A 16556-nucleotide genomic window follows, 5' to 3' on the forward strand; every position below is an offset into this window, starting at 1 on the left:
ATGGGAAGTGGATGGCATGAATGGCCGCTGATGATCTTCACGGTCTTTGGTCAGTGCGTGGCGGGTGGCTTCATCGTGCTCGCGCTGGCACTGCTGAAAGGTCAACTCACTGCTGAACAGCAGCAGCGTTTAGTGTTGAGCATGTTTGGCCTGTGGGTGCTGATGGGGATTGGTTTTATCGCCTCTACGCTGCACCTGGGCTCACCGATGCGCGCGTTTAACTCGCTTAACCGCGTGGGGGCATCGTCCCTCAGTAACGAGATTGCCAGCGGGGCGATTTTCTTCGCCATCGGCGGGCTGGGCTGGTTGCTGGCAGCGCTTAAAAAATTGCCTGCAGGTCTGCGTAGCCTCTGGCTGATCGTGACCATGGTGCTGGGCGTGGTGTTTGTATGGATGATGGTGCGTGTCTATAACACCATTGATACCGTCCCTACCTGGTACAGCGTCTGGACGCCAATGAGCTTTTTCCTGACGATGTTTATCGGCGGCCCGCTGCTCGGTTATTTGCTGTTGCGCGTGGCGGGGGTAGACGGCTGGGCCATGCGTTTGCTGCCAGCCGTATCGCTGCTGGCGCTGGTAGTGAGTGCAATCGTTGCTCTGATGCAGGGTGCTGAGCTGGCCACCATTCATAGCTCCATTCAGCAGGCCTTTGCGCTGGTGCCGGATTACGGTTCTCTGATGGCCTGGCGTATCGTGCTGCTGGTAGCGGCGTTGGTATTCTGGATCGCGCCTCAGCTAAAAGGCTACCAGCCTGCTCTGCCGTTGTTATCACTGGCCTTTGTGCTGGTGCTGGCAGGGGAGTTGATTGGTCGTGGCGTCTTTTATGGTCTGCATATGACGGTCGGTATGGCCATCGCCAGCTAATCTTATTTTTTGTTATAAAAAGCCGGGACATAGCGCCCGGCTTTTCTTTTTTCATTCATGAAATTTTTCGACTGACGTTTTGTTTTAATTTCTATCATTAATAAATAAAAACAGAGACATAATTAATATCTATAGCAGGCACTGCATTAGCAGGATAAGTTTTTTAAATCGACAGGGAACATATCGTGCGAGCCGGCTAAATCAGTGGATTGACTTTGTTTTTGCCAGTGGCATGATGCGCACGAAATCTGAACTTCCTCACGGTTTTTAATCCATGACCACCTATACCCGGCCAGTGCTACTGTTGCTCTGTGGCCTGCTTCTGCTGACCCTGGCGATCGCAGTGTTGAATACGCTCGTCCCGCTGTGGCTCGCCCATGAAAACTTACCGACCTGGCAGGTGGGTATGGTTAGCTCGTCCTTTTTCACCGGGAACCTGCTGGGCACATTATTAACCGGTAGCCTGATTAAACGCTTTGGCTTTAATCGCAGCTATTATCTGGCTTCGCTGATTTTCGCCGCCGGGTGTGCCGGGTTGGGCCTGATGGTCGGCTTCTGGAGCTGGATGGCGTGGCGCTTTATCGCCGGTGTCGGTTGCGCGATGATTTGGGTGGTTGTTGAAAGTGCGCTGATGTGCAGCGGCACGTCACGTAACCGCGGGCGCCTGCTGGCAGCCTATATGATGGTTTACTATGTGGGCACCGTGCTGGGACAACTGATGGTCAGCAAACTGCCAACGGACCTGATGAGCGTGCTGCCATGGGTAACCGGTATGGTGCTGGCGGCGATCCTGCCGCTGCTCTTTACGCGTATCGTTAACCAGAAAAGTGAGCATCAGGAAGCGACCCACATCTGGCCTATGCTGAGGCTGCGCCAGGCGCGTCTGGGAGTGAATGGCTGCATTATCTCGGGGATTGTTCTGGGCTCGCTCTATGGTCTTATGCCGCTCTACCTGAACCATCAGGGCGTCAGCGATGCCGGGATTGGTTTCTGGATGGCGGTCATGGTGAGCGCGGGGATTGTCGGACAGTGGCCGATTGGCCGCCTGGCCGATCGCTTCGGTCGCCTGCTGGTGCTGCGCGTTCAGGTCTTTGTGGTGATCATGGGCTGTCTTGCTATGCTCAGCAACGCCGCGATGGCCCCAGCGCTGTTTATCCTTGGGGCAGCGGGGTTCACGCTTTATCCGGTCGCGATGGCGTGGGCCTGTGAGAAAGTTGAACATCACCAGCTGGTGGCGATGAACCAGGCGCTGTTATTAAGCTATACCATCGGCAGCCTGCTGGGACCAACATTTACCGCGATGCTGATGCAGAGTTATTCTGACAATTTGCTGTTTATCATGATCGCCAGCGTGTCGTTTATTTATCTCTTAATGCTGCTGCGCAAAGCAGGCGAGCATCCAACGCCTGTGGCGCACGCCTGATTAAATAAAAGCCTGTCAATGACAGGCTTTTTTGTCCCTGTCATATATAAGACTTTTACGTATTGTTTGTTTTCCCCGCCCTGCGATAATTCAAATGAGTTCTACCACTAAAAGGCAACAATCATGTCTAAACGTCGTTTTTCCACTACCGCACTTGCCGTAGTGTTGTCTTTAACGTTTGCAGCGGCTCCGGTCATGGCTAATCCAGGAAACGGGAATGGCGGTGGTCACGGCAACGGTGGCGGACAAGGTAATGGCGGCAATCATGGTAACGGGAACTCTGGTAACCATGGTAATAAGCAAAATAGCGGTCAGGATAACCCAGGGAAATCTGATAAGAGCTTTAAAAGCAGCAAAGATGTCGGCAATGATGTTGACGCGCGCGTGAGCTTCGATCATGCCCGTCACCTGGCACTGAATTACGGCTTAACGGGCTATGAGTCTCTGCCTCCGGGTATTGCGAAAAACCTGGCCCGCGGTAAACCGCTTCCTCCGGGTATTGCGAAGAAAACCGTGCCAGCCTCTATGCTCGGCCAGCTTCCATCCTACCCTGGTTATGAATGGCGCGTGGTGGGTGACGATCTGGTCTTAATTGCGCTGAGTACGGCGATTGTGACTTCCGTTATTAACGGCGTCTTTAAATAGAATTTAAAAAGGCCCGGTTCTCACCGGGCCTTTTCTTTGTGCCCAGAAAACCCCCAGCTAGGCTGGGGGTTCCGGAAAGCTTTCAGCTTTAAGCCAGTTATTAAAACCCCTTTTGATTTGTTAAAACACCTTGCGGTCTGGCAACTGCAAATGTTCAACAAGAAATCAAAAGGGGGTCCCAATGGGGGACGAAAAGAGCTTAGCGCACACCCGATGGAACTGTAAATATCACATAGTTTTTGCGCCGAAGTACCGCAGAAAGGCGCTCTACGGTGAAAAACGCAGGGCGGTAGGCAGCATATTGAGAAAACTGTGTGAATGGAAAGGCGTGAACATCCTGGAAGCAGAATGCTGTGTAGATCATATCCATATGCTTGTGGAAATCCCGCCCAAAATGAGCGTATCCGGCTTTATGGGATATCTGAAAGGGAAAAGCAGTCTGATGCTTTACGAGCAGTTTGGGGATTTGAAATTCAAATACAGGAACAGGGAGTTCTGGTGCAGAGGGTACTACGTCGATACGGTGGGTAAGAACACGGCGAAGATACAGGACTACATAAAGCACCAGCTTGAAGAGGATAAAATGGGAGAGCAGTTATCGATTCCATATCCGGGCAGCCCGTTTACGGGCCGTAAGTAACGAAGTCTGATGCAAATGTCAGATCGTATGCGCCTGTTAGGGCGCGGCTGGTAAGAGAGCCTTATAGGCGCATCAGAAAAACCTCCGGCTATGCCGGAGGATATTTATTTAATACATGACCTTGTGGCCATACTGCTCAAGAATACCTTTCACGCGCTCCATCGTCTCTTTTTTCGGTGGCTTCACGCCATCAAGTTTGTACTCTTCACCCATCGCCACCCATTTATGTTTGCCGAGTTCGTGATAGGGCAGAAGCTCAATTTTCTCGACGTTGCCCATGTCGCGGGTAAATTCCCCCAGGCGGTGCGCAGAGTCGTCATCATCTGACCAGCCGGGAACAACAACATAGCGGATCCAGGTTTTGATGCCTTTGTCGGCAATATACTTCGCAAATTCCAGCGTACGGTGGTTGGAAACGCCAACCAGATTCTGGTGGATCTCATCATTCATCTGTTTGAGATCGAGCATCACCAGATCGGTCACTTCGAGCAGTTCATCAATAACCGGATCGTAGCGGCGCACGAAGCCGTTGGTATCGAGACAGGTGTGAATGCCTTCCTTGCGGCAGGCGCGGAACCAGTCGCGGACAAATTCAGCCTGAAGAATGGCTTCGCCGCCGGATGCGGTCACGCCGCCGCCGGACGCGTTCATAAAGTGGCGATAGGTCACCACCTCTTTCATCAGATCTTCCACGGTGACTTCTTTCCCACCATGAGTGTCCCACGTGTCGCGGTTGTGGCAGTACAGGCAGCGCATCAGGCAGCCCTGGAAGAAGGTAATAAAGCGGATACCCGGGCCATCGACGGTGCCACAGGATTCAAAGGAGTGAATGCGACCAATAGTTGACATTGCGGTGAGATCTCCGAATTTGGCCCATCCGGGGGCCTATGTAGTTGCACAGCTCAAAGGCTATGTCGAGTCTGTTTTGGCTGTTATCCATTCAGTATAGATAGCGGACAAAAGAGACTGATGAAGCGAGGGTGTTAAAAAGGCCCCACTTGCGTGGAGCCTTTATTGTACGCCTTTTAACGCGTGATTTCAGTCAATTCCACTTACATGGACTGAGTGAAAGTACGGGTGATAACGTCCTGCTGCTGTTCTTTAGTCAGGGAGTTAAAACGTACTGCGTAGCCAGATACACGGATGGTCAGCTGAGGATATTTCTCAGGGTGTTCCATCGCATCGAGCAGCATTTCACGGTTCATTACGTTCACGTTCAGGTGCTGACCACCTTCGATGGACGCTTCGTGGTGGAAGTAACCATCCATCAGACCCGCGAGGTTAGTTTTACGCACTTCGTCGTCTTTACCCAGCGCGTTTGGCACGATGGAGAAGGTATAAGAGATACCATCTTTCGCGTAGGCAAACGGCAGTTTAGCAACGGAGGTCAGAGAGGCTACTGCACCTTTCTGGTCACGACCGTGCATTGGGTTAGCCCCTGGTCCGAATGGCGCGCCAGCACGACGACCGTCTGGGGTGTTACCTGTTTTCTTACCATACACAACGTTAGAAGTGATGGTCAGAACAGACTGAGTCGGGATAGCGTTACGGTAGGTAGTCAGTTTCTGAATTTTCTTCATGAAACGTTCTACCAGGTCAACCGCCATGTCATCAACGCGAGAGTCGTTGTTACCAAACTGCGGATACTCGCCTTCGATTTCGAAGTCTACAGCCAGGCCGTCTTCGTCACGAATTGGTTTAACTTTCGCGTATTTGATTGCAGACAGGGAGTCAGCAGCAACGGACAGACCTGCGATACCACACGCCATGGTGCGGATAACGTCACGGTCGTGCAGCGCCATCAGAGAGGCTTCGTAGCTGTACTTGTCGTGCATGTAGTGGATAACGTTCAGTGCAGTCACGTACTGCTTCGCCAGCCAGTCCATGAAGTGGTCCATGCGCTCCATGACTTCGTCATAGTTCAGCACGTCGCCTTTGATAGGTTCAGACTTAGGACCCACCTGCATTTTCAGTTTTTCATCAACGCCGCCGTTGATGGCGTACAGCATGGTTTTCGCCAGGTTTGCACGCGCACCGAAGAACTGCATTTGCTTACCAACAACCATTGGGCTTACGCAGCAAGCGATAGCGTAATCGTCGTTGTTGAAGTCCGGACGCATCAGGTCATCGTTCTCGTACTGCAGAGAAGAGGTGTCGATGGACACTTTAGCGGCGAATTTCTTGAAGTTCAGAGGCAGTTTTTCAGACCACAGAACGGTGATGTTCGGCTCCGGAGAAGGACCCATGGTGTACAGGGTGTTCAGGAAGCGGAAGCTGTTTTTGGTGACCAGCGTACGGCCGTCAACGCCCATACCACCGATAGATTCGGTTGCCCAGATTGGGTCACCAGAGAACAGTTCATCGTATTCTGGGGTACGCAGGAAGCGAACCATACGCAGTTTCATGACCAGGTGGTCAATCATTTCCTGAGCGTCTTGCTCGGTGATTTTACCTGCTTTCAGGTCACGTTCGATGTACGCATCCAGGAAGGTGGATACGCGGCCGAAGGACATTGCTGCACCATTCTGAGACTTAACAGCGGCCAGGTAGCCGAAGTAGGTCCACTGGATAGCTTCCTGGGCGTTGGTTGCAGGACCAGAGATATCGCAGCCGTATTTAGCCGCCATCTCTTTGATCTGACCCAGCGCACGGTGCTGTTCAGCAATCTCTTCACGCAGACGGATAGTTGCTTCCAGGTTTACGCCGTTTTCCAGGTCAGACTGCAGGGAAACAAACTGCGCGTATTTGTCTTTCATCAGGAAGTCGATACCGTACAGCGCAACGCGACGGTAGTCACCAATGATACGGCCACGGCCATACGCATCTGGCAGACCAGTCAGAACGCCAGATTTACGGCAGTTCAGAATGTCTTTGGTGTAAACATCGAATACACCCTGGTTGTGGGTTTTACGGTATTCGGTGAAGATTTTTTTCAGCATTGGGTCCAGCTCGCGGTTATACGCTTTGCAGGAACCTTCAACCATTTTGATACCACCGAACGGGATGATTGCGCGTTTCAGTGGTGCTTCAGTCTGCAGACCAACGATTTTCTCAAGGGCTTTGTTGATATAGCCAGCATCGTGAGAAGTGATGGTGGAAGCAACGGAGGTGTCAAAATCAACTGGCGCGTGAGTGCGGTTTTCCAGTTTAACGCCTTCCATTACGCTGTCCCACAGCTTGGTGGTCGCGTCAGTTGCGCCAGCCAGGAAGGATTCGTCACCTTCATACGGGGTATAGTTTTTCTGAATGAAGTCACGGACGTTGACTTCATTCTGCCAGTCACCTTTCGCAAAACCTTCCCAGGCTGTGGCTAACTTTTCATTAAGCTCGGACATGTAACACCTACCTTCTTAAGTGGATTTTTTATTTACTGCCTGAGATAACCATCAATGATGGTCGTCGCCACGCAGGTAAATGACCCAGTATGTCAACCCAACTAACAGACCCCCACCGATAATGTTCCCGATAGTGACGGGGATCAGGTTATCAGTAATGAAATTCATAATAGTCAGGTGAGAGAAACTTTCCGGGGATGAACCAATTGCGGTCCAGAACTCCGGGCTTGCAAAGTTGCGGATAACAATCCCCATCGGGATCATGAACATATTCGCAATACTGTGCTCAAAGCCGCTGGCAACAAACATCGCAACCGGCAGAACCATAATCATGGCTTTATCCATCAGGCTACGACCAGAATAGCTCATCCAGACCGCCAGGCAGACCATCAGGTTTGCAAGGATGCCGAGAGCAACGGCTTCGATAAATGTGTGGTGCATTTTGTGGTCGGCGGTTTGCAGGACGTTAAGCCCCCAGCCGCCGTTGGCGGTCATGTACTCGCCAGAAAGCCACATCAACAGAACAAAGAGCAGACAGCCAATCAGGTTGCCAACGTAGACGTTAAGCCAGTTGCGCGCCAGTTGACCCCAGGTAATTCTTCCGCTGGCTTTTGCCACGACAATCAGCACCGTTGAGGTGAAGAGGTCGGCACCGCAGATGACGCAAAGAATCAGACCCAGTGAGAAGCAAATGCCGCCAATCAGTTTGGCTATGCCGAAAGGCATGGCAGCAGTACCGGTAGTGGCAGTGATGTAGAAGACGAAAGCGATTGAGATGAACACACCAGCAGTAATCGCCAGATAGAACGTCTTCATCGGGTGTTTCGTTGCTTTATAGACACCCGCTTCTTCGGCAACTTTTGCCATCGCGGCGGGGAGTAAAAGATCAAAAGGGTTGTCAGCTTTCACACTAACTCTCTCTTTATTAAGTCGGCGACGAGATACTAACAAAGCATTATAGAAGAGAAATTGATATAGATCATATCTCGCCTGGCTTATAGGCCCGCAGTGTGTATGGTTTTACAGCAAATGCGGAGTAAGTAATTGATTATCCGTATAAAAATAAATTTTAAAAGTTATGAAAAGAGTTGAATTATTTCGTTCGGCCCCCTCCGAAACAGTTAATTAATATGGAGTATTTACCATAAAAAGTAACAATAAAGCCCGGGTAAAGATTATTATATTTACCCATGTTTAACTTTATTATTACAATCAGCAATCATTACCGAAAAAAATAAAAAACGGGGCAATGAAATTGCCCCGTAATATAGCCCAGACGATTGAATACGCCTACTGCTGCTAATGTTATATGCGCTTATTTTGACCAGTAAGCGGCTTTTGCTTTCTGCAACTTTTCATAGGCCTTGAGCAGCGACTGATGCGCCGGGAAGGCTTTCAGATCGCTGTCCACGGCCTGCAGACCGTAGAATGGCTCTTCACCGCTCAGCGCCGCGCTGGCGGCTTCAACCGCTTCAGCACCGTACATACGCACGAAAGCGTTCAGGTATTGCAGTGGCTCACGATCCTCTTCCTGCGAAAGCAGTAGCAGGGTTTGCAGGCAACGGTAATAGTTGGTGCGCTCGGCAGAGAAGACCGACTGGTTGAATTCCATCGTCCATTCCGTCCAGGCCAGGGCCTGATCCAGATCGCCGCCAGCCAGCGCCAGCATCGCTTTCAGCTCCCCGATACGCAGGGTATACCAGCCGTTGTCTTTACCCGTCGCCAGGCCCAGCAGTTCACGCACGCGAGTGAAATCATCGTGACCTTCTTCGTCCAGTTGGGCGATCAGGTTCAGATAATCCTCTTTTTCCCACTCGCTGCCTGGCAGAGCAAGCAGGGTTTCGCGCAGGTGCGCGCCCATGCTGTTGTTCGCCAGCCACAGATCTTCAGCAGGGTAGATGTCGGACATGCCCGGCACAATGATGCGGCATGCGTAAACGCCCAGGTGTTCGTAGTCGGCAATGTAGACTTCCTGATCTTCGGCGTTAAAGATGGCCATCAGCGTGGCGAACTCTTCTTCCGTGGTGCCGGCAAAGCTCCAGTCTACGAACGGATAGTCTGCGTCCTGCTTAAACATATCCCAGGAGATCAGGCCGCTGGAATCGATGAAGTGGGTTTCGAGGTTGGTATGCTCCGCCACTTCTTCATCGTCAAAGGTTGGCGGGGTGAAGACGTCGAGATCTTTCAGGCTACGGCCCTGCAGCAGTTCGGTGACGGTACGCTCCAGCGCCACGCCGAAGTCAGGGTGCGCGCCGAAGGAGGCGAAGCAGGTGCCGTTTTCTGGGTTAAACAGCACCACGCAGATCACCGGATATTTTCCGCCCAGTGAGCCATCGTAGGCGAAGATTGGGAAACCTTCCGCTTCGAGTTTGGCGATGGACTCCACCACGCCCGGGTAGCGCGCCAGCACGTCGGCCGAAATTTCAGGCAGGCTGATAGATTCGGCAATAATGCGGTTTTTAATGTGACGCTCGAACACTTCTGACAAGCCCTGAACGCGCGCTTCGTTGCGGGTGTTACCGGCGGACATGCCGTTAGACACATACAGGTTGCCGACGATGTTCATCGGAATATACACGGTCTGCTCGTCAGACTGGCGGGTGAACGGCAGGGCGCAGATACCACGATCTTCGTTACCAGACTGCAGATCGATCAGCATGCTGGCGGTCAGTTCGTTTTCCGGATCGTAGAACGCACGCAGGCGGGCGTCGAGAATACCTTCCGGCAGTTCATCGTCTTCGGTCAGCGGGAACCATTTTTCGTTCGGATAGTGAACGAATGGGCCGTTAGCGATGGTTTCGCCCAACCAGAAGTCAGCGAAGAAATAGTTGGTGGACAGACGCTCAAAATACTCACCCAGCGCGGAGGCCAGTGCCGCTTTTTTAGTCGCGCCTTTCCCGTTGGTAAAGCACAGGGCACACTCTTTGTCGCGAATATGGACGGACCAGACATGGGGCACCGGATTGAGCCAGGAGGCTTCTTCGATGTTAAAACCCAGGTCGGTCAGTTTCTGCTGGAAGCGAGCGATGGAATCTTCCAGAGCGGCGTCTTTGCCGGGGATAAACGTTTGAGTCATGGCGTTCACTTTTATCGTACGTAAAGCGCGCAATGATACGGGTTTTGCGTGACGGGTGCTATCTTCGGCGAAAATAAAAGGCTGGGCTATGCTTAGTGGCAGTAACTGACTGTTAAGGCATAGAAAAATGAAAGCATTTGATCTCCAGCGGATGGCGTTTGATAAAGTTCCCCCCGAGTTTTTAGGCGAAGTGGCTTTACGGAGCCTGTATACCTTCGTTCTTGTCTTTCTGTTTCTCAAGATTACGGGCCGTCGCGGTGTGCGGCAGATGTCGCTCTTTGAAGTGTTAATCATCCTCACGCTGGGGTCAGCGGCGGGGGATGTCGCCTTTTATGACGATGTGCCGATGGTGCCGGTCTTTATCGTCTTTGTCTCGCTGGCGCTGCTGTACCGCCTTGTGATGTGGCTGATGTCGAAGAGCGAAAAGCTGGAAGATCTGCTGGAAGGGAAGCCTGTGGTGATTGTCGAAGACGGACAGTTGGCCTGGGAAAATGTGCAAAGTGCCAATATGACCGAGTTCGAATTTTTTATGGAATTGCGTCTGAACAGCGTCGAACAACTCGGACAGGTGCGTCTGGCCATTATGGAAACGAACGGTCAAATCAGCGTGTATTACTATCATGATGACGAGGTGAAGCCGGGGTTATGCATCCTGCCGGATATGCTCATTGAGCGATACAAAACCGTCCCCGATACGGGCGAGTATGCCTGTATAAAATGCAGCCATGTGGTGGTTATGAAGGCAGGCGATCATCAATTATGCCCTCGCTGTACGAATCCAGAATGGACGAAGGTTAGCCGGGCTAAACGGATCACCTGACAGCCATTTTGTCGGTTTTGTCCTGGCGAGGCGGCAGATTGTTTTGTGTGATGTGAGCCACATTTCACGGGTCATAAGTTTTAGACATTGCGGCGCGTGTCACTGAATGATAAAACCGATATCCACAGTTATAACTTATGGCTTTTAGCGTGGTGAGGGGAAATGGCTCAAGTCTTTAATTTCAGTTCAGGTCCGGCGATGTTACCGGCAGACGTGCTTAAACAGGCTCAACAGGAACTTTGTGACTGGAACGGTCTCGGTACGTCGGTGATGGAAATCAGCCACCGTGGTAAAGAGTTTATTCAGGTGGCGGAAGAGGCAGAAAAGGATTTTCGCGATCTGCTGAATATTCCCTCGAACTACAAAGTATTGTTCTGTCACGGCGGCGGACGCGGCCAGTTTGCTGGCGTACCGCTGAATATCCTTGGCGATAAAACGACGGCTGACTACGTTGATGCGGGCTACTGGGCGGCAAGCGCCGTTAAAGAAGCGCACAAATACTGCACGCCGAACGTTATCGACGCCAAAGTGACCGTTGACGGTCTGCGCGCCGTGAAGCCCATGAGCGAATGGCAGCTTTCTGATAACGCAGCCTATCTCCACTACTGCCCGAACGAAACTATCGACGGGATTGCCATCGACGAGACGCCAAACTTCGCCAGCGATGTTGTGGTTGCCGCCGACTTCTCCTCCACCATTCTTTCTGCCCCGATTGATGTCAGCCGCTACGGCGTTATCTATGCAGGCGCACAGAAAAATATCGGTCCTGCGGGCCTGACAATCGTCATTGTACGTGAAGATCTCCTGGGGAAAGCCCATAAGTCTTGCCCGTCAATACTCGACTACACCGTGCTGAACGATAACGACTCCATGTTCAACACGCCACCGACGTTTGCCTGGTACCTCTCGGGCCTGGTCTTCAAATGGCTGAAGCAAAACGGCGGTGTGGCGCAGATGGACAAGGTCAATCAGCAGAAAGCTGAACTGCTGTACGGCGTGATCGACAAAAGCGATTTCTACCGTAACGATGTGGCGAAAGCTAACCGCTCCCGCATGAACGTGCCGTTCCAGCTGGCGGACAGCAACCTGGACAACGTGTTCCTGAAAGAGTCCTTCGCGGCAGGTCTGCACGCGCTGAAAGGCCACCGTGTGGTGGGGGGGATGCGCGCCTCTATTTATAACGCGATGCCGCTGGAAGGGGTTAAAGCTCTGACCGATTTCATGATCGACTTCGAACGTCGCCACGGTTAATCGCGCTGTTTCCACCCCCGTAGCCCTGCTGCGGGGTTTTTATTATGTTGAGTTGAGAGTTAAGTTTCATGGAATCCCTGACGTTACAACCTATCGCGCGGGTAGATGGCACCATCAATCTGCCTGGTTCAAAAAGTGTCTCGAACCGCGCTCTGCTGCTGGCAGCTCTGGCAAACGGCACCACCGTCCTTACAAACCTGCTGGACAGCGATGACGTACGCCACATGCTCAATGCGCTGAAAGCGTTGGGTGTTCATTACACTCTCTCTGACGATCGTACCCGCTGTGAAGTGACCGGCAACGGCGGCGCGCTGCGTTCGGGTGAAGAGCTCGAGCTGTTTCTGGGCAACGCGGGTACCGCGATGCGTCCATTGGCGGCGGCGCTGTGTCTGGGCAGCAATAACATCGTGCTGACCGGCGAGCCGCGCATGAAAGAGCGTCCGATCGGCCATCTGGTCGATGCCCTGCGTCAGGGTGGCGCGCAGATTGAGTATCTTGAGCAGGAAAATTATCCGCCACTGCGTCTGCGCGGGGGCTTTAGCGGCGGTGACGTCGAGGTGGACGGTAGCGTTTCCAGTCAGTTCCTGACGGCCCTGCTGATGACCGCGCCGCTGGCACCGCAGGATACGGTTATCACGATTAAAGGTGAGCTGGTCTCCAGACCGTACATTGATATCACGTTGCACCTGATGAAAACCTTCGGCGTCGAGGTCGAAAACCAGTCTTATCAGCATTTTGTGGTGCGTGGGGCACAGCAGTATCAGTCTCCGGGTAATTACCTGGTTGAAGGCGATGCGTCATCGGCCTCTTACTTCCTGGCTGCGGGCGCGATCAAAGGCGGCACCGTGAAGGTGACCGGTATTGGCCGCAACAGCGTGCAGGGCGACATCCATTTTGCCGACGTGCTGGAGAAAATGGGCGCCACTGTCACCTGGGGCGCTGATTTCATCTCCTGTACCCGCGGCGAGCTGAATGCCATTGATATGGACATGAACCACATTCCGGATGCGGCGATGACCATTGCCACGGCTGCGCTGTTTGCCAAAGGCACCACCACGCTGCGTAACATCTACAACTGGCGCGTGAAAGAGACTGACCGCCTGTATGCGATGGCGACCGAGCTGCGTAAATTGGGCGCTGAGGTGGAAGAGGGCGAAGACTACATTCGCGTCACCCCTCCGGCAAAACTGCAGTTCGCAGAAATTGGCACCTACAACGATCACCGTATGGCGATGTGCTTCTCGCTGGTGGCGCTGTCCGACACGCCTGTGACCATTCTTGACCCGAAATGTACGGCGAAAACCTTCCCGGATTACTTCGAGCAGCTGGCGCGCATCAGTACGCTGGCCTGATAGCGTTATGCCGCATCCTTCGATGCGGCATTTCCTTACGCTTCCTGACGAACACTTCCGCTCATTTCTTCTACACTCTGCTTCAATCATTCCGTAATTTGCACGCAAAGGTAACAGTTGCGCACGTTGGCGCGTATAATGCGCGGCGTTCATGTTAACGGTATGCCTTATTTAAGGAGAAAAAGATGACGGCAGTTGCCCCGGTAATCACCATTGATGGGCCGAGTGGCGCAGGGAAAGGTACCCTGTGCAAAGCGATGGCGGAAGCATTGCAATGGCATCTTTTAGATTCGGGCGCAATCTATCGCGTGCTGGCGCTGGCTGCGCTGCATCATCATGTCGATGTCGCCTCTGAAGAAGCGCTGGTACCGCTGGCTGCGCACCTGGATGTCCGTTTTGTGTCTACCGATGGCAACCTGGAAGTGATCCTTGAAGGGGAAGACGTGAGCGGTGAAATCCGTACGCAGGAAGTGGCGAATGCGGCCTCCCAGGTTGCGGCCTTCCCGCGTGTGCGCGAGGCGCTGTTACGTCGCCAGCGTGCGTTCCGCGAAGCCCCGGGGTTGATCGCCGACGGACGCGATATGGGCACCGTGGTATTCCCTGATGCGCCTGTAAAAATTTTCCTTGATGCCTCTTCAGAAGAACGTGCTCAACGCCGCATGCTTCAGTTGCAGGAGAAGGGGTTTAGTGTTAACTTTGATCGCCTTTTATCCGAGATAAAAGAGCGCGATGATCGCGATCGTAACCGCGCTGTCGCGCCACTTGTTCCTGCAGAAGATGCATTAGTTCTGGATTCAACCAGTTTAACTATTGAGCAAGTGATTGAAAAAGCGCTACAATATGCGCGCCAAAAACTGGCACTCGCGTAAACGCGACCGATTTAGCAGTACCCCCGCTGCAATGGATTGACGGCGGGTATGTGAAACAACCCCATCCGGCACGGAGCCAGGTGGACGTTAATATTAACCTGAAGATTAAACATGACTGAATCTTTTGCTCAACTGTTTGAAGAATCCTTAAAAGAAATCGAAACCCGTCCGGGTTCCATCGTTCGTGGTGTTGTTGTTGCTATCGACAAAGACGTAGTACTGGTTGACGCCGGTCTGAAATCTGAGTCCGCCATCCCGGCAGAGCAGTTCAAAAACGCCCAGGGCGAGCTGGAAATCCAGGTTGGTGACGAAGTTGACGTTGCGCTGGACGCAGTAGAAGACGGCTTCGGTGAAACCCTGCTTTCTCGTGAGAAAGCTAAACGTCACGAAGCATGGATCACCCTGGAAAAAGCTTACGAAGAAGCTGAAACTGTGGTCGGTGTTATCAACGGCAAAGTTAAAGGTGGCTTCACTGTTGAGCTGAATGGTATTCGTGCGTTCCTGCCAGGTTCTCTGGTAGACGTTCGTCCAGTCCGTGACACCCTGCACCTGGAAGGCAAAGAGCTTGAGTTCAAAGTCATCAAGCTGGACCAGAAGCGTAACAACGTTGTTGTATCCCGTCGTGCCGTTATCGAATCCGAAAACAGCGCAGAACGCGATCAGCTGCTGGAAAACCTGCAGGAAGGCATGGAAGTCAAAGGTATCGTTAAGAACCTCACTGACTACGGCGCATTCGTTGACCTGGGCGGCGTTGATGGCCTGCTGCACATCACCGACATGGCGTGGAAACGCGTTAAGCACCCAAGCGAAATCGTGAACGTGGGCGACGAAATCACTGTTAAAGTGCTGAAGTTCGACCGCGAGCGTACTCGTGTATCCCTCGGCCTGAAACAGCTGGGCGAAGATCCATGGGTAGCTATCGCTAAGCGTTACCCAGAAGGTACTAAACTGACTGGTCGCGTAACCAACCTGACCGACTACGGCTGCTTCGTTGAAATCGAAGAGGGCGTTGAAGGCCTGGTGCACGTTTCCGAAATGGACTGGACCAACAAAAACATCCACCCATCCAAAGTTGTTAACGTTGGTGATGTAGTGGAAGTGATGGTTCTGGATATCGACGAAGAACGTCGTCGTATCTCCCTGGGCCTGAAACAGTGCAAAAACAACCCATGGCAGCAGTTCGCGGAAACCCACAACAAGGGCGACCGTGTTGAAGGTAAAATCAAGTCTATCACTGACTTCGGTATCTTCATCGGCCTGGACGGCGGCATCGATGGCCTGGTTCACCTGTCTGACATCTCCTGGAACGTTGCAGGCGAAGAAGCAGTTCGTGAATACAAAAAAGGCGACGAAATCGCTGCAGTTGTTCTGCAGGTTGACGCAGAGCGTGAGCGTATCTCTCTGGGCGTTAAACAGCTCGCAGAAGATCCGTTCAACAACTGGGTTGCACTGAACAAGAAAGGCGCAATCGTAAACGGTAAAGTAACTGCAGTTGACGCTAAAGGCGCAACCGTAGAGCTGGCTGACGGCGTTGAAGGTTACCTGCGCGCTTCTGAAGCTTCCCGTGACCGCGTTGAAGATGCCACTCTGGTTCTGAACGTAGGCGACGACGTTGAAGCTAAGTTCACCGGTGTTGACCGTAAGAACCGTGCAATCAGCCTGTCTGTTCGTGCTAAAGACGAAGCTGATGAGAAAGATGCAATCGCAACTGTTAACAAACAGGAAGATGCAAACTTCTCTAACAACGCAATGGCTGAAGCTTTCAAAGCAGCTAAAGGCGAGTAATATCAGGTTCTCAGCATCATTTGAGCTGTAACGCATTTACAGCGCGAAGGATGAAGAGCAAACTTGACAGATTACAGGATCCGTCCTGTAATCAATAACAAAGGGCGGCTACGGCCGCCCTTGTTTAATGAGCTGTTCAGCTAATTGGTTTGAAAGGAACCGGAGGAATCATGACCAAGTCAGAATTGATTGAAAGACTTGCCAGTCAGCAACCGCATATCCCTGCCAAGGCAGTGGAAGATGCCGTAAAAGAGATGCTGGAGCATATGGCCTCCACTCTTGCCCAGGGCGAGCGCATTGAAATCCGCGGTTTCGGTAGTTTTTCTCTGCACTATCGTGCTCCACGCACCGGGCGTAACCCGAAAACGGGTGATAAAGTCGAGCTGGAAGGTAAGTACGTTCCACACTTTAAACCGGGTAAAGAACTGCGCGATCGCGCCAATATTTACGGCAACTGAGTTTAGCCAGCCGGTTAAACTGGGTTCGAAAGAAAGCA

General features: G+C 52.4%; 14 protein-coding genes. 10 read left to right on the plus strand and 4 right to left on the minus strand.

Going from position 1 to position 16556, the window contains the following annotated elements; all coding sequences use genetic code 11:
* From L383_RS20670 to tnpA, 4 genes are all read left to right on the plus strand, one after another.
* Positions 1–864, plus strand: a complete 864-nt coding sequence (locus L383_RS20670) for a dimethyl sulfoxide reductase anchor subunit family protein (RefSeq protein WP_023332540.1) — start codon at positions 1–3, stop codon at positions 862–864.
* 274 nt (positions 865–1138) lie between these two features.
* Positions 1139–2287 carry an MFS transporter gene (locus tag L383_RS20665; protein WP_014883210.1) on the plus strand — a complete coding sequence of 383 codons (1149 nt, stop codon included), beginning with the start codon at positions 1139–1141 and terminating at the stop codon, positions 2285–2287.
* A gap of 123 nt (positions 2288–2410) precedes the next feature.
* Positions 2411–2932 carry an anti-virulence regulator CigR family protein gene (locus L383_RS20660; protein WP_023332541.1) on the plus strand — a complete coding sequence of 174 codons (522 nt, stop codon included), beginning with the start codon at positions 2411–2413 and terminating at the stop codon, positions 2930–2932.
* Positions 2933–3113: 181 nt separating this feature from the next.
* Entirely contained in the window at positions 3114–3572 is a 459-nt protein-coding gene (tnpA, locus tag L383_RS20655; RefSeq protein WP_023331149.1) for an IS200/IS605 family transposase, read from the plus strand.
* A 108-nt stretch (positions 3573–3680) separates the two neighbouring features.
* Here tnpA and pflA read toward each other — a convergent pair whose 3' ends face one another.
* From pflA to ycaO, 4 genes are all read right to left on the minus strand, one after another.
* Positions 3681–4421, minus strand: a complete 741-nt coding sequence (pflA, locus tag L383_RS20650) for a pyruvate formate lyase 1-activating protein (protein WP_014883212.1) — start codon at positions 4419–4421, stop codon at positions 3681–3683.
* Positions 4422–4624: 203 nt separating this feature from the next.
* Complete coding sequence (pflB, locus tag L383_RS20645) at positions 4625–6907, minus strand: formate C-acetyltransferase (RefSeq protein WP_023332542.1); 2283 nt, start codon at positions 6905–6907, stop codon at positions 4625–4627.
* Positions 6908–6958: 51 nt separating this feature from the next.
* Complete coding sequence (focA, locus tag L383_RS25800; RefSeq protein WP_014883214.1) at positions 6959–7816, minus strand: formate transporter FocA; 858 nt, start codon at positions 7814–7816, stop codon at positions 6959–6961.
* 406 nt (positions 7817–8222) lie between these two features.
* Positions 8223–9983: a 30S ribosomal protein S12 methylthiotransferase accessory factor YcaO gene (gene ycaO, locus L383_RS20635; protein ID WP_023332543.1), complete on the minus strand. Its 1761-nt coding sequence runs from the start codon at positions 9981–9983 to the stop codon at positions 8223–8225.
* A 127-nt stretch (positions 9984–10110) separates the two neighbouring features.
* On the opposite strand from ycaO, the gene L383_RS20630 reads away from it, so the two are divergent.
* The 6 genes from L383_RS20630 to ihfB all read left to right on the plus strand — a co-directional run bounded on the left by L383_RS20630 (position 10111) and on the right by ihfB (position 16518).
* Positions 10111–10803 (plus strand): DUF421 domain-containing protein, encoded by a 693-nt coding sequence (locus tag L383_RS20630; RefSeq protein ID WP_023332544.1) that lies wholly within the window; start codon positions 10111–10113, stop codon positions 10801–10803.
* Between the two features lie 162 nt (positions 10804–10965).
* Positions 10966–12054, plus strand: a complete 1089-nt coding sequence (gene serC / locus L383_RS20625; RefSeq protein WP_023332545.1) for a 3-phosphoserine/phosphohydroxythreonine transaminase — start codon at positions 10966–10968, stop codon at positions 12052–12054.
* A gap of 68 nt (positions 12055–12122) precedes the next feature.
* Complete coding sequence (gene aroA, locus L383_RS20620; RefSeq protein WP_023332546.1) at positions 12123–13406, plus strand: 3-phosphoshikimate 1-carboxyvinyltransferase; 1284 nt, start codon at positions 12123–12125, stop codon at positions 13404–13406.
* Positions 13407–13591: 185 nt separating this feature from the next.
* On the plus strand, positions 13592–14275 hold the full coding sequence (cmk, locus tag L383_RS20615) for a (d)CMP kinase (protein ID WP_013097305.1): 684 nt from the start codon (positions 13592–13594) through the stop codon (positions 14273–14275).
* A gap of 111 nt (positions 14276–14386) precedes the next feature.
* Positions 14387–16060 carry a 30S ribosomal protein S1 gene (gene rpsA, locus L383_RS20610; protein ID WP_008499966.1) on the plus strand — a complete coding sequence of 558 codons (1674 nt, stop codon included), beginning with the start codon at positions 14387–14389 and terminating at the stop codon, positions 16058–16060.
* Between the two features lie 170 nt (positions 16061–16230).
* Positions 16231–16518, plus strand: coding sequence for an integration host factor subunit beta (gene ihfB / locus L383_RS20605; protein ID WP_008499965.1), 288 nt, complete (start codon positions 16231–16233; stop codon positions 16516–16518).
* The last annotated feature ends 38 nt before the right edge of the window (positions 16519–16556 follow it).

The organism is Enterobacter sp. MGH 37, assembly GCF_000534515.1.
Lineage (GTDB): Bacteria > Pseudomonadota > Gammaproteobacteria > Enterobacterales > Enterobacteriaceae > Enterobacter > Enterobacter kobei.